13 protein-coding genes are annotated in these 12,545 nt (G+C 50.7%); 5 read left to right on the plus strand and 8 right to left on the minus strand.

All coding sequences use genetic code 11. From position 1 onward, the window contains the following. Positions 1-26: 26 nt before the first annotated feature. From ACO0LI_RS06345 to ACO0LI_RS06360, 4 genes are read right to left on the minus strand one after another with little or no spacing between them, the layout of a single operon-like run. Complete coding sequence (locus tag ACO0LI_RS06345) at positions 27-602, minus strand: chalcone isomerase family protein (protein WP_423031732.1); 576 nt, start codon at positions 600-602, stop codon at positions 27-29. Next, a complete protein-coding gene (locus ACO0LI_RS06350) occupies positions 599-1,864 on the minus strand; it encodes a class I SAM-dependent methyltransferase (RefSeq protein ID WP_423031734.1) in 1,266 nt (421 codons plus the stop codon). The genes ACO0LI_RS06345 and ACO0LI_RS06350 overlap by 4 nt, the downstream gene beginning before the upstream one ends. After that, positions 1,861-2,664: a DUF1365 domain-containing protein gene (locus tag ACO0LI_RS06355; protein ID WP_423031736.1), complete on the minus strand. Its 804-nt coding sequence runs from the start codon at positions 2,662-2,664 to the stop codon at positions 1,861-1,863. Before ACO0LI_RS06355 ends, ACO0LI_RS06350 begins: the two co-directional genes overlap by 4 nt. Positions 2,665-2,666: 2 nt before the next feature. After that, on the minus strand, positions 2,667-3,968 hold the full coding sequence (locus ACO0LI_RS06360; protein ID WP_423031738.1) for an NAD(P)/FAD-dependent oxidoreductase: 1,302 nt from the start codon (positions 3,966-3,968) through the stop codon (positions 2,667-2,669). 330 nt (positions 3,969-4,298) lie between these two features. Here ACO0LI_RS06360 and ACO0LI_RS06365 point away from each other — a divergent pair, with 330 nt between their 5' ends. Then, positions 4,299-4,919: a TetR/AcrR family transcriptional regulator gene (locus ACO0LI_RS06365; RefSeq protein ID WP_423031740.1), complete on the plus strand. Its 621-nt coding sequence runs from the start codon at positions 4,299-4,301 to the stop codon at positions 4,917-4,919. On the opposite strand, the gene ACO0LI_RS06370 is transcribed toward ACO0LI_RS06365, so the two are convergent. From ACO0LI_RS06370 to ACO0LI_RS06380, 3 genes are all read right to left on the minus strand, one after another. Beyond that, on the minus strand, positions 4,916-5,158 hold the full coding sequence (locus ACO0LI_RS06370; protein ID WP_423031742.1) for a DUF2783 domain-containing protein: 243 nt from the start codon (positions 5,156-5,158) through the stop codon (positions 4,916-4,918). The two genes, ACO0LI_RS06365 and ACO0LI_RS06370, sit on opposite strands and share 4 nt — an antisense overlap. Next, on the minus strand, positions 5,158-6,834 hold the full coding sequence (locus ACO0LI_RS06375) for an FAD-dependent oxidoreductase (protein ID WP_423031744.1): 1,677 nt from the start codon (positions 6,832-6,834) through the stop codon (positions 5,158-5,160). The genes ACO0LI_RS06370 and ACO0LI_RS06375 overlap by 1 nt, the downstream gene beginning before the upstream one ends. A 172-nt stretch (positions 6,835-7,006) precedes the next feature. Continuing rightward, on the minus strand, positions 7,007-7,969 hold the full coding sequence (locus ACO0LI_RS06380; RefSeq protein WP_422950227.1) for an MBL fold metallo-hydrolase: 963 nt from the start codon (positions 7,967-7,969) through the stop codon (positions 7,007-7,009). 130 nt (positions 7,970-8,099) lie between these two features. On the opposite strand from ACO0LI_RS06380, the gene ACO0LI_RS06385 reads away from it, so the two are divergent. Continuing rightward, positions 8,100-8,897, plus strand: a complete 798-nt coding sequence (locus tag ACO0LI_RS06385) for an IclR family transcriptional regulator (protein ID WP_423031746.1) — start codon at positions 8,100-8,102, stop codon at positions 8,895-8,897. A gap of 17 nt (positions 8,898-8,914) precedes the next feature. Here the strand turns inward: ACO0LI_RS06385 and ACO0LI_RS06390 are convergent, their stop codons facing one another. Then, on the minus strand, positions 8,915-9,484 hold the full coding sequence (locus ACO0LI_RS06390) for a glutathione peroxidase (protein ID WP_422950229.1): 570 nt from the start codon (positions 9,482-9,484) through the stop codon (positions 8,915-8,917). A 333-nt stretch (positions 9,485-9,817) separates the two neighbouring features. Here ACO0LI_RS06390 and ACO0LI_RS06395 point away from each other — a divergent pair, with 333 nt between their 5' ends. The 3 genes from ACO0LI_RS06395 to ACO0LI_RS06405 all read left to right on the plus strand — a co-directional run bounded on the left by ACO0LI_RS06395 (position 9,818) and on the right by ACO0LI_RS06405 (position 12,545). Next, the gene (locus ACO0LI_RS06395; RefSeq protein WP_422950230.1) at positions 9,818-10,828 is read left to right on the plus strand and encodes a sulfate ABC transporter substrate-binding protein; all 1,011 of its coding nucleotides are present in this window, start codon (positions 9,818-9,820) and stop codon (positions 10,826-10,828) included. 27 nt (positions 10,829-10,855) lie between these two features. Next, positions 10,856-11,428: an NADPH-dependent FMN reductase gene (gene ssuE / locus ACO0LI_RS06400; RefSeq protein ID WP_423031748.1), complete on the plus strand. Its 573-nt coding sequence runs from the start codon at positions 10,856-10,858 to the stop codon at positions 11,426-11,428. Between the two features lie 130 nt (positions 11,429-11,558). Next, positions 11,559-12,545 carry a sulfonate ABC transporter substrate-binding protein gene (locus tag ACO0LI_RS06405; protein WP_423031750.1) on the plus strand — a complete coding sequence of 329 codons (987 nt, stop codon included), beginning with the start codon at positions 11,559-11,561 and terminating at the stop codon, positions 12,543-12,545.

The following is a 12,545-nucleotide window of genomic DNA, read 5'->3' on the forward strand; positions in this document are numbered from 1 at the left end:
CCGTGGTGGTGATTGGTTGGCAGGTGTTAGCCAGCAGTGGCTTTCCCTAGCAGCTTGGTGCGCAAACTTTGGGCGGAAGTTTTTTTATCCAGCCAGATCGCAAAGAAGGCGTGAGCAAATTCGGCATCGCGTATCTCGCCCAGCAATTTTCCATTCAGGTAAAACCGCGCAGCCTCGTTTGGTATATGGATGCCGGTGATATGCGTGCCCTGTTTGACGTCAGGAAAAATCTTCTTCATCTGCGCTAGCCAGCGTTCACGCTTTTCTGCTGTACCCAGTTTGAGTTTTTCTATTTCATCTATGCTGGCATCGGCGATTTTTCCACCATACAAGTTGCGGGCATAGGCCAGGTCGAGCGCAAATCTTTGTGGCTTGTCGCTGTCTGGTTTATAGCCTTCGGGTGAAGACCACAAGCTCGCGTCATAAATATGCAGGCCGAACCAGCGAAAACTGCCACTGCCCTGCAAACTGGCTTGTGGGATTTCTTCACTGATATGCGCTGGTGCTGTAGTGGTGGCTTTATCCTCTGCATGCACAAACAATGCTGCAGATGAAAGCAGCAGTGACATAAAAAAGCCGCGCGCAAGCAATCGGGTATTCATTTTTTTCTCAATGAAAATTGCGTGACATTGATACTGCCAGCGCGAAAACCAGCTTCACAATATGCCAGGTAAAATTCCCAGGTACGCAGGAACTCATCATCAAAGCCCTGCGTCTTCACCTGCGCCAGCTTCTCCATGAAGGCATGGCGCCAGTGCAGCAGCGTGCGTGCATAGTCGAGGCCAAAATTATAGGTATCCAGTACTTCCATGCCGTAGCTGGCAGCCATGGCGTGGAATTTTTCTATCGATGGCAACATGCCACCAGGGAAAATGTACTGCTGTATAAAGTCGGTACCTTTGCGATAGCGGTCAAATAATTCATCCGCAATGACGATGCTTTGCACGCAGGCGCGGCCACCTTGTTTCAGATTGCGTTGCAGGCATTCAAAATAGCCGGGCCAGTAAGCCTCACCAACAGCTTCAAACATTTCTATCGAAGCGATGGCATCATAGCTGCCGTTTGCATCGCGATAGTCTTCTATGCGCAAATCACTTTGCGCATGCAGACCGGCATGATGCAAGCGTGCATGGGCATATTGCAGCTGTTCAACAGACAACGTCAGGCCTGTCACATGGGCACCGGCATCGCGTATCGCCATCTCGGCAAATCCACCCCAGCCGCAACCTATTTCCAGTACTTTGGCATTTTCTGGTAAAGCCAGTTGATGCAGTATGCGGCGGTATTTTGCTTGCTGGGCTTCTTCCAGTGTCTGTTCCTGCTCGTCAGAATAAATCGCGCTGGAGTAAGTCATTGAGGGGTCTAGCCACAGCTTGTAGAATTCGTTGCCTATGTCGTAGTGCGCATGAATGTTTTTCTTGCTGCCTGTGCGGGAATTGCGGTTCAGCAGATGCTTGAGACGATATATAAGATTGCCCCACCAACTGCCGTAGATGACGCTTTCCAGTTGCTGGCGATTATGGGAAATCAGTTCTATCAGTCCGGTCAGGCTGCTGGTGGTCCAGTGGCCATTGATGTAGCTCTCGGCAAAGCCGATATCGCCTGACTTGAGCACGGCGCGATACAACTCCCAGTCTTTCAGATGCAGGCTCACATGCTGCCAGCCTTCTGATGTGCGGCCAAAGCTGGCCGTCTGGCCATCAGGAAATTGTATGGTCAGACAACCGTGCTCAAGTTTGTTAAGCAGGCTTAACACGAACCTGGCTTGCGCCGGGAAATGCTTGCTGTTCAGTGGAGCATTTTGTGCCGTATTATTGTTGGCTGCAGATGCGCCAGAAGTTAACGAGGGATGTAGGCTGCTCATCGGCTTAACTCTTCAGTAGGGGGAATAGGTTTGGAGATAAACGGTACGCGCTTGATCCACAGACGCAGTGCTTGCAAATGAATGCGCAGCACCACACCCATAGTCATGAAGGGATACCGCAACATGACCCGGACTATGCTTGCATTGCTCATGCTCTGCTCACGTCCAGACACGCTGGTCAGCAGTAAGGGGCCTTCTGCATCTGCATAGTCAATGCGCGCCAGGTGTTTTTTTTGTGGGGAATCTTGTTCGAGAATATCCTGTTGTGCCTGCATGAAGCGAAAGCGATAGTTGCCCTCGACCTTGCAAAATGGCGAGACATGGAAAATTTTCCTGGCTTGTAATTCTTCGCCATTGGCCAGTTTGCCGCCTTTTTCCAGCAGGTATAAATGCTTTTCACCAAAGGTATTGCGTACCTCGCACACTATGGCTCGCAAACTGCCATCCTGACGATGACAAAACCAGAAAGACACAGGATTAAACACATAGCCAAACACGCGCGGGAAGCATTGCAACCAGATATCACCATCGGCATCTGCAATGCCTTCGCTTTGCAGCAAAGCATCTATCCATTGCACCAGTGGCTGGCTTGCGTCACCATGATCACGTTCATGAAAAGACAGGGCATTAAAACGGTTGACAGAAAACAGCGCTGGCGTACTCATATGGTTAATGTTACGTACAGGCACCCGGATAAAAAACACGCCATAACGAAAAGCATTTTTTGCCGGACGCAAACGCTTATGCATCACTTCGCCAGTGCATAAAATGACAGTTGATGTGGAGGCGGGTGCGTTCATGCTCAGGCCGCGCGTATCATGCGTTCGTAAGCAGCTTCGGCGCGGGAGAGTATGCTTCCTGCCACGCGCAAACCAGATTTCAAGCCATCTTCATGGAAGCCATAACCTGTCCATGCACCGGCAAACCAGATGTTTCTCCTGCCCTGGATATTCGCCAGTTGGTTTTGGGCATTGATAGCCATCGCATCAAATACCGGATGAGAGTAATCAAAGCTATCGATGATGCTGGCTGCGGCTGGCTCTACAATAGGATTCAGGGTGACGATGACCGGTGTTTTGAAAGGCAGGGGCTGCAATTGATTGATCAGGTAATGTACGCAGACGCGTGGCTCGTTACCGCTTTCGCTTTGATAATTCCAGGCTGACCAGGCTTTTTTATTTTGCGGCAGTACGCTGGCATCTGTGTGCAGTACTGCACGGTTGGGCTGGTATTTGACAGATGACAGAATCTGGCGCTCTGCCAGATCAGCATCTGCCAGCAACTTCAGGCTTTGGTCACTATGGCTGGCGAACACGACATGCTCAAACACTTGGGTGCCATGCTCAGTCTGTACAGCAATGGCGCCCTGGGCTTTTTCGCGCACGCTTAATACTGGGGTTTGCAGATGCTTGTGTGCGATGCCCGGCAAAATCTTTTCTACATACTGCCTCGCACCGCCTTTGACGGTTTGCCATTGCGGCCTGTCATTCACTTGCAGCAAACCGTGGTTATGGCAAAAATTGACGAATGATGACAGTGGAAAAGCCATCATCGTCTCGGTAGGACAAGACCAGATACAGGCTGCCATGGGCAGCAAATACCAGGTGCGAAATTCTTTGCTATAGCCATTCTGATCCAGGAAGCTGCCCAGCGGTTGCTTGAAGTCTGGATGCTCCTGTGTTGTTGCCAGTACAGTTGTCTGCTTATTGAAGCGCAGGATATCGCGCAACATGCGTATGAAGGCCGGGTTCAGCAGATTGCGGCGTTGAGTGAATACGGTATCCAGATTGGCACCTGCCCATTCCAGCAGGCGGCAGCCATTTTTTCCAACCGGCATCTTGACCGAAAAAGACATGTCCGTCGCAACCGTGGCGATGCCCAATTCCTTGAATAAGTTGACGAGCTTGGGATAGGTCTTGTGGTTAAACACCAAGAAACCGGTATCAACGCCGTAAGTCTTGCCTTCCAGGCTGACGTCGACGGTATGGGTATGCCCGCCAAAATAATTATTGGCTTCAAACAGGCTGATTTCATGTCCTGCTTTAGAAAGCTCGTATGCGCAAGACAGGCCGGAGATGCCGGAACCGATGACAGCGATTTTCATAGTCTGATTATGCTGATGATTAATAAATAAGAGTAAATAAGAGTGTCAAAAAATACATTTGTTGTAAAAAAGGTACTTTTGTGGCATGCGTGGAATCTGTATGCATTGCCCTGTCCGAAGTACTTATCTATACATACGCAAAACCCGCTTGTTTGGATTCAGCCTTGCTCTATGTTCGTTTCATGCTCTTTACTCAATTCCCCCAGCGGCAGAGCAAGAAAAATCGCTGGTAAAAAAACTGAGGTCAGTTAGAATATGACTATGAATTTCAATTTGTGACTGATCAGTCACAAAATATACTACAAAGTTTTTATTTGTGCAGAAAAAATAATGGAAATCCGGATTCCCTTTAAAAAACAACAGTTTGATGCGCGGGAAGAAGCCATCATCGATGCCGTCAATCGCCTTTTGTCAGAAAAAGGCTATGACTTGATGACCATGGATGATGTCGCCGATGCGGTGGGCATCGCCAAGGGCAGCCTGTATAAGCATTTTTCTTCCAAGGAAAAGCTGGCTGGCGCCGCCATGACGCGGCTCTTGAAGGCAACCCAGGCTGAGCTCGATACCCTGGCGGCAGATATGCCAGCGATAGACAAGATCAGGCATATCCTGGCCTGGTCTTTGCGTCTTCGGCTGCAAGGCGGAGTGCCACATCTGCCATCAACCAGCCTGGCCCTGCAACGCAGCCTGATGCTGAACCTTGATTACGTGATGGTGGCCTTGCGCGTCAACAAGCGCTTTTATGCGCTGGTCGCAGACGCCAGAAAGCAGGGCGCTTTGACGCCGCTGGTGCCGGATGATGTGCTGGTCTATACCCTGTATTCACGCGCCTGTGATCCGACCATGGAATTTTTATTGCGCGACAAGCGCCTGACGCATGAGCAAATCGTCGATGCCATGGTGCATGCGACCATAGGCGGTTTTTTGTCGAATGAAGCGAGGAAAGCTTAAGTTGCTGAAGTTGATTCTTGTTTTGTGGCAGCCAGGCGCAAGGCTTCCTGCAAGACACTGATGTCACCGATGTGATTTGCCAGCAGCAAAATCAATCGTGCATTCAGTGCAGCACTGGCTTCGTCGCTGAGATCGCGATGGCTGTCTATCAATAACTGATAAAAGTCATCACCTGCACTGTAATCGCGTTGCGCTGATTTATCAGGATAATGGAAATTGGCTTGCAGGTTCAAAGGCATCATGCCACTCCTGATGAATTGCCACAGGCAGTTTGTACTGCCTGACGTATCCGGTTAAGTTCAAACTGCTGCCAGCGTGCAGTCAGGTGCTGGTCAGGCCTGAGCAAGTGATAGCTGCCATTGCCAGCACCATAACGTTGGTGTAGCAGACCCTTGATATCGATCAAGACCAGATGACCATCAAGTGAACTTTCCTGTTTGCTGATGATGATGGTGGCTATTGGAATTACCTCCTGTTCCAAAGCCTTGATCGCTGCCAGATGTGCAGCAGGAATGTCAGATACGGCATCGCAAAAATACAGGCCATGAAAAACTGCTCGCAAATAATCGAGCAGAAAACCTGATTTGCGTTGATCAATGACTGGCCCATCTTCAAATGGCGCACCAGGCTGCAGAGCTGTATCAAACTCTTCGCTGTCTTCTGTATTCAAATTCGATTCCGACAAAATACTCGGTACTGACAAACGCCCGGAATTGACCAGTTTGCGCGCAAACACATGTTCCTGTGCCAGGCTTAATACTGCGTTCCTGAAGCATTTGCTGACAGCACTCTTGGGTGTGATGAAATCAGTAGAGCGTGTGGAATTCAGCAGGTTCTCATCCGCTGCAAATACGCGTTCATCGGAATACGTATCGAGCAGGCTGTCTGGTGCTTTTCCATCAACGACCAGCTTCAGTTTCCACACCAGATTATCTGCATCCTGTATGCCGGAATTTGCACCGCGTGCGCCAAAGGGAGAAACCTGATGTGCGGCATCGCCAGCAAACAGTACACGGCCATGACGAAATTTTTCCATGCGCCGGCACTGGAAGGTATACACGCTGACCCATTCGAGTTCAAATTCCCTGTCGTCCCCAAGCATGGCTTTGATACGTGGTATCACATTTTCGGGCTTTCGTTCTTCCACCGGGTCTGCATCCCAGCCAAGTTGAAAGTCTATGCGCCAGACGTTGTCGGCTTCGCGATGCAGCAGCACTGATTGATTGGGGTGAAAGGGGGGATCAAACCAGAACCAGCGCTCTGCCGGAAAATCTGCTTTCATGACCACATCAGCAATCAGGAAGCGGTCCATGAAAACCTTGCCTTCGACTTCCAGCCCCTGCATCTGGCGCAAGGGGCTACGCGCACCATCGCAGGCGATCAGCCAGTCGGCCTGCAGACTGTAATCACCCTCCGGTGTGCTTATCTGCAAGGTAGAAAAATCATCCCCTTGTTCAATCGCAGTGACACGGCTTTTCCAGCGCAACTCGACACCAAGTTCCGTCGCCCGTTGTACCAGAAAATCTTCCAGATAATATTGCTGCAGATTCACCATGCCGGGGTGCTTGTGATCAGGCGCAGGCAAGAGATTGAAATTGAATACTTCATCCTTGCGAAAAAAAGTACGTCCTACATTCCACTCCACACCCTTGTTACGCACTGCCGCTACAACACCCAGCCTGTCGAGTATCTCCAGTGTACGCTTGGCATAACACAGCCCGCGTGAGCCTACTGACACGGTATCATCATCATCGAGCACCAGCACATCCAGCCCCTGCAGCTTGCAATCTATCGCTGCCGCCAGACCCACAGGACCAGCACCGACGATGACAACTTTGCGGCGTGTGACTTCCTTCGTCTGCAACTCCGCTGGAGTCACAAAAGGGAATTTTTGATATTGATAAGTGCTAAGCAAAATGCGGCTCCAGTGACGACATTAAAGCTAAGGAAACTTTGGTCACCTATATACGTAGGAGCGGCTTCAGCCGCGAATAACCTGGACGGTAAAATTTTCGCGGCTAAAGCCGCTCCTACGAAATTAAGGATGTGTCAGTTCGGAAGTTTCTATGTGCAGGCAAGTCTTAAACTTAGCCCTCCAAACTCTTCCACATCTCTACATCCCGCTCCGCTGTCCACACCCGCGGATCAACATGTCCCGATGCCTCATCAAAAGCCCGCGTCACATCAAATGGCAGGCAGTGATCAAAAATCACCCAGTGGCCATACTTGGGTTTCAAGGCCGCATAAGTATTTTTGTAGATGGTATTCAAGTCATGCTGTTGCTGTTGTCCTGCCTTCACGCTGGTGAATAAATCACTGATGAACGAACGGGTTTCACTAAGACCCGCTGCCACCAGTTCTGGGGTAGTCAGGGCAGCGCCGCGACCAGGCACCAGCTTTTCAGCCTTCATTGCTTCCAGATTACTCAGGGTTTGCGGCCAGTCTGAATAATAGGCATCTCCCGCATAGGGTGTCGCACCAAATTCCACCAGGTCACCTGAGAACAAGACTTTTTCCTGTGGCAGCCAGGCTATGGTATCGCCCTTGGTATGGCCACGGCCTACCTGCATGAGCTTGACTTCCAGCTTGCCCAGCCAGATAGACATTTCACCCTTGAAAGTAATCGTTGGCCAGGTCAGGCCAGGTACGCTTTCAACATTGCGGAACAGGCGCGGGAAGCGGCCTATCTCGCTCTTCATATCGGCATCACCACGTTCGACGATGAGGTCGTAAGTATCGCGGCTGGCGATGATGTGCTCCAGACCCTCGGCCACATAGCCGCTGGCACCAAGTACACGCACTGCATGGTAATGCGACATCACGACATATTTAATCGGCTTGTCAGTGACTTCACGGATGCGTCTCACCACATCCTGCGCCATGATGGGGGTGGCCTGGGTGTCGATGACCATGACGGCATCGTCACCGATGATGATGCCGGTATTCGGGTCACCTTCAGCGGTGTAAGCGTAGGCATGTTCGGATAATTGCTGGAAGCTGACTTTCTTTTCTTCCAGATCAGCGTGGGAGGCAAATTGCTTGGTGCTCATGGGGATAACCTTTGAGATGTGTTGTACTCAAGACAGAGAAGATGTTATCAGATAAGAATAAGCATTAATTCGTTATTTGTAAATGCATTTGTTAATAGTAAAATGAATTCATGTTAATCAGGAGGCAGCCATGACAGAAAAAAACAAGGAAAGACGCGGCATAGGCGCCATAGAAGTCGGTGGCCTGATCCTGAATGCCCTGGTCAGCTCTGGTCGCGCCATGTCCCTGGGTGACCTGGCGCGTGAGAGTGGCATGCCATCGTCCAAGGCCCATGCCTATCTGGTCAGCTTTGGCAAACTCGGCCTGATCGAGCAGGATGCGGCGACTGGTGCTTACCAGCTAGGCCCCTTTGCCTTGCAGATGGGCCTGGTCAGCCTGCAGCAAATGTCCCCCGTCAAACTGGCGATACCTGAGATCACCCGTCTTGCTGCTGCCACGGATCAGACTGTGGCGCTGGCGGTGTGGGGCAGCCATGGCCCTACCGTGGTGTATATCGCGGAATCGAGCAGACCCATCCATGTGAACATGCATGCGGGTTCGGTCATGTCCATGCTGGGTACGGCAACGGGGCTGGTATTTTCTGCCTTCTTGCCGCAAGCACTGGTCGATAAGGTGATTGCCAGGGAACTCAGGGATGAACTGGTGATAGGGCAGGCTGGCGTGCAGATGAAACCTCAGGATATCGCCAGCGTATTGGCAGAGGTAAGAGAGCAGGGGCTGGCGAGGGCGCAGGGTTTGCCCATACCGGGCATCAACGCCCTCAGTGCACCGGTCTTTAACCACACCCAGGCACTGAGCCTGGTGATTACTGCCACTGGCCCCAAGGGCAGTTTTGATACGGACTGGAATGGAGAGCTGGCACAGGCTTTGCGCGCCAGTGCCAGTGCAATATCACGTCAGTTGGGCCATGTGCCCAAGCTTTTATAAGGATCAGTTCGCAGGAATTACTGCGCGGCCAGTGCTTTTTCTACGTCAGCAACCAGCTTCTTGTCATCCGGCGTGGTCACGCTGGAGTACGCCGCAACGACATTGCCTTTGCGGTCTATCAGATATTTATAAAAATTCCATTTTGGTGTCGTGCCCGTTGCCTTGATCAACTGTGCATACATAGGGTTGACATCCTTGCCCATGACAGAAGACTTGCTGAACATGGGGAACTTCACACCATAGGTATTGAAGCAAAAATCAGCAATTTGTTTGTCATTGCCTGGTTCCTGCTTGCCAAAATCATTGGAGGGAAATCCAAGTACCACCAAACCCTTATCGTTGTACTTGGCCGACATCGCTTCCAGACCTTCATACTGCTTGGTAAAACCACAGTAACTGGCAGTATTCACAATTAGCGCGACCTTACCTTTGTATTGGCAAAGGTCTTGTGGCGCTTCATCTTGCAGACGCTTGAATTTGTGGTTCAACACAGCCGGACAGGCATCTGCAGTATCCGCCCACGCTCCCAAAGAACAACTGATCAAACCCAGAAAAACAGCAACTTGAATTGGTGTGCGTCGCAACATGGCTAACTCCTGAAGAAGAGAATGTCATCTTAGCTCAGTCCTGAGAAAATATGTAGATTGAAGGCTAACTGCTTTATGGAATCCAGATATTGGCGTTTTACTAAAGACAGGCGTAACAGGTAATTTATCTGGCTTAAGTTCACACTGAACTCCCGATTTACCTCGGTGCTTCTTTGTGTCTTTGTGCCTCTGAGGTAAGCATTTCAATTTTATCATCGCTTGCAGCCATATGCCAAAAACGTATATAAAACATCGAAACACTTCGTTTTAATTTATATAGAGCCGTTTTATGCTGTATTCCTCATAAAAATTATTACTTACCTGGACTTAGAGATGACGATCAAAAAGATAATCCTCGCAACAAGCATCGTAGCAAGTTTTGCATCATTTGGCGCAGTAGCGGCAGACATCAACCTGCTCAATGTTTCCTATGACCCTACCCGTGAACTGTATCAGGATGTGAATCAGGCTTTTGCCAAGCAATGGAAAGCCAAAACCGGTGACAATGTCACCATCAAACAATCCCATGGCGGCTCTGGCAAGCAGGCACGTGCCGTGATCGATGGCCTCGATGCTGACGTGGTCACGCTGGCACTGGCTTATGACACTGATGCGCTGGCTGAAAAAGGCTTGCTCGACAAAGCCTGGCAAAAGCGTTTGCCGCACAATGCTTCGCCTTATTCTTCTACTATCGTTTTCCTGGTACGCAAGGGTAATCCAAAAGGTATCAAGGACTGGGCTGACATCGTCAAGCCTGGCGTCTCAGTGATCACACCTAACCCAAAAACTTCAGGCGGTGCACGCTGGAACCATCTGGCAGCCTGGGGTTATGCGCTGAAACTGCCAGGTGGCAGCGAGGCGACGGCAAAAGAGTTTTTGTCCAAGCTGTATAAAAACGTGCCGGTGCTGGATTCTGGTGCGCGCGGCGCCACCACGACTTTTGTTGAACGTGGCATAGGCGATGTCTTGCTGGCGTGGGAAAACGAAGCCCTGCTGGCGATCAAGGAACTGGGCCCTGACAAGGTGGAAATCGTCGCCCCATCGACCAGTATCCTGGCCGAGCCTTCGGTTGCCGTCGTTGATAAAGTAGCTGACCGCCGTGGCACCCGTAAAGTGGCAGAAGCCTATCTGAACTATCTGTACACCGATGAAGGCCAGGACACGATAGCCAAGCACTACTATCGTCCGACCACAGAAAAAGCCTCGAAAAAATATGCAGCGCAATTCCCTAAAGTGAAACTGTTTACGATAGATGATACTTTTGGTGGCTGGACCAAGGCGCAAAAAGAGCATTTTGCTGACGGCGGTATCTTTGACCAGATCTATCAGCCAGGCAAAAAATAAGCTTTAGTAAAAACCGGAGGCAAGAACATGCGCATCTTACTGCTATCGGGAAGTCCGTCTTCCCCCTCACGTTCAGCCAGACTGCTGAATCACGTGGGTATCAAGCTCAATGAACTGGGGCAGCGTACCAGCAGTCTGCATGTCAGGGACTTGCCTGCCCAGGCTTTGATGCATGCCGACTTTTCTGATCCTGAATTGTCGGCAGCCAAAAGCCTGCTGGCAAAAGCAGATGCGATAGTCATCGCTACACCTATCTACAAAGCGGCTTACAGTGGTTTGCTGAAAAGTTTCCTGGATATCCTGCCGCAGGATGGTCTCGCCGGTAAGCTGGTATTACCTCTCGCGACGGGCGGCAGCCAGTCACATATGCTGGCGCTTGATTATGGCTTGCGCCCGGTACTTGCGTCGCTGTCGGCCCGGCATGTCCTGCCCAGTATTTATGCGACAGATGCACAAGTGACCTGGTCAGAGCTGCATGGCCTGCAGCTGGATACGGCGATACAGCAAAGGGTAGAAGATGGTGTGCAGCTCCTGCTTGATAGCCTGAGTATTTTGCGACCATCAGTAAGAACAGAAGCAGAACTGGTTTTACCTTGTTGACCCTGGCAAAACATAGCCGCATTGCTACAGTACTGAGCAAGTACCCGCTCTAACATCATTTACTAGAAACCTTTCTTTCATGCTGGCACCCCGGCAGGGGGAAGTCTTGTCCAAAATATGAAAGCAGAACATGAGCCGCAAAATTCAAATTACCAGCAAGGAAAAACGTCTTACCCTGAGCCGTCTGTCGGCCTTGACCGCGGCCGCTTTGAGCGTGGTTTTGCCCAAAGCCTTTGCCCAGGACAAGGCAAAGACCAGTCTGCGCATAGGGTATCAGAAGTATGGAACACTGACGGTGCTCAAGGGGACAGGGGCGCTGGATAAACGTCTGGCGGCGCAGGGTGTCGATGTCAAATGGACAGAGTTTCCCGCTGGCCCGCAATTGCTGGAAGGTTTGAATGTAGGCAGTATCGATTTTGGTACTACAGGTGAAGCACCACCGATTTTTGCCCAGGCAGCCGGCGCAGATTTGCTGTATGTCGGCAATGAGCCGCCAGCACCGGGTGGTGAAGCTGTCATTGTGCCCAAAAATTCTCCTTTGAAATCAGCAGCAGACCTCAAGGGTAAAAAAATAGTCTTGAACAAGGGTTCCAATGTGCATTACCTGCTGGTCAAGGTGCTTGAAAAAGCAGGCCTGAATTACAAAGATGTTGAAGTTATCTTCCTGCAACCCGCCGATGCACGCGCAGCATTTGAGCGTGGCAGTGTTGATGCCTGGGCGATCTGGGACCCTTTCCTGGCGGCGGCTGAAAAACAACTGGGGGCAAGAATACTGGTCGATGGCAAAGGTGCGGTCAGCAATCACCAGTTTTATCTGGCTGCGCGGCCCTATGCACAAAAAAGCCCTGAAGTCTTGCGCATCGTTCTTGAAGAGCTGGCCAAGGTCGATGAATGGGCAGCAAAAAACCACAGGGAAGTTGCCAGCATATTGGCCACGCAAACCGGGCTGGAAACCAGCATCGTGGAATTATCCACTTCCCGCTTTGGTTTTGGTGTCAAGCCACTGACTGAGCAAGTCATCAAGGAACAGCAAAGCATAGCGGATACCTTTGCTGACCTGAAGCTGATACCCAAGCGCATCAATATCCGCGATGCGGTATTTGCGGTCAAGACCTGA

Origin of the sequence: Undibacterium sp. Tian12W (genome assembly GCF_049339405.1) — a bacterium.
In the GTDB taxonomy this organism is placed as follows: domain Bacteria; phylum Pseudomonadota; class Gammaproteobacteria; order Burkholderiales; family Burkholderiaceae_D; genus Undibacterium.

What these genes read in the sequence shown, in the direction of transcription:
- ACO0LI_RS06350 (WP_423031734.1), bottom strand. Translation starts at nt 1,864, where the DNA reads ATGAGCAGCCTACATCCCTCGTTAACTTCTGGCGCATCTGCAGCCAAC.
- ACO0LI_RS06385 (WP_423031746.1), top strand. Translation starts at nt 8,100, where the DNA reads ATGACAGAAAAAAACAAGGAAAGACGCGGCATAGGCGCCATAGAAGTC.
- ACO0LI_RS06390 (WP_422950229.1), bottom strand. Translation starts at nt 9,484, where the DNA reads ATGTTGCGACGCACACCAATTCAAGTTGCTGTTTTTCTGGGTTTGATC.
- ssuE (WP_423031748.1), top strand. Translation starts at nt 10,856, where the DNA reads ATGCGCATCTTACTGCTATCGGGAAGTCCGTCTTCCCCCTCACGTTCA.
- ACO0LI_RS06365 (WP_423031740.1), top strand. Translation starts at nt 4,299, where the DNA reads ATGGAAATCCGGATTCCCTTTAAAAAACAACAGTTTGATGCGCGGGAA.
- ACO0LI_RS06345 (WP_423031732.1), bottom strand. Translation starts at nt 602, where the DNA reads ATGAATACCCGATTGCTTGCGCGCGGCTTTTTTATGTCACTGCTGCTT.
- ACO0LI_RS06405 (WP_423031750.1), top strand. Translation starts at nt 11,559, where the DNA reads ATGAGCCGCAAAATTCAAATTACCAGCAAGGAAAAACGTCTTACCCTG.
- ACO0LI_RS06355 (WP_423031736.1), bottom strand. Translation starts at nt 2,664, where the DNA reads ATGAACGCACCCGCCTCCACATCAACTGTCATTTTATGCACTGGCGAA.
- ACO0LI_RS06380 (WP_422950227.1), bottom strand. Translation starts at nt 7,969, where the DNA reads ATGAGCACCAAGCAATTTGCCTCCCACGCTGATCTGGAAGAAAAGAAA.
- ACO0LI_RS06370 (WP_423031742.1), bottom strand. Translation starts at nt 5,158, where the DNA reads ATGCCTTTGAACCTGCAAGCCAATTTCCATTATCCTGATAAATCAGCG.
- ACO0LI_RS06360 (WP_423031738.1), bottom strand. Translation starts at nt 3,968, where the DNA reads ATGAAAATCGCTGTCATCGGTTCCGGCATCTCCGGCCTGTCTTGCGCA.
- ACO0LI_RS06395 (WP_422950230.1), top strand. Translation starts at nt 9,818, where the DNA reads ATGACGATCAAAAAGATAATCCTCGCAACAAGCATCGTAGCAAGTTTT.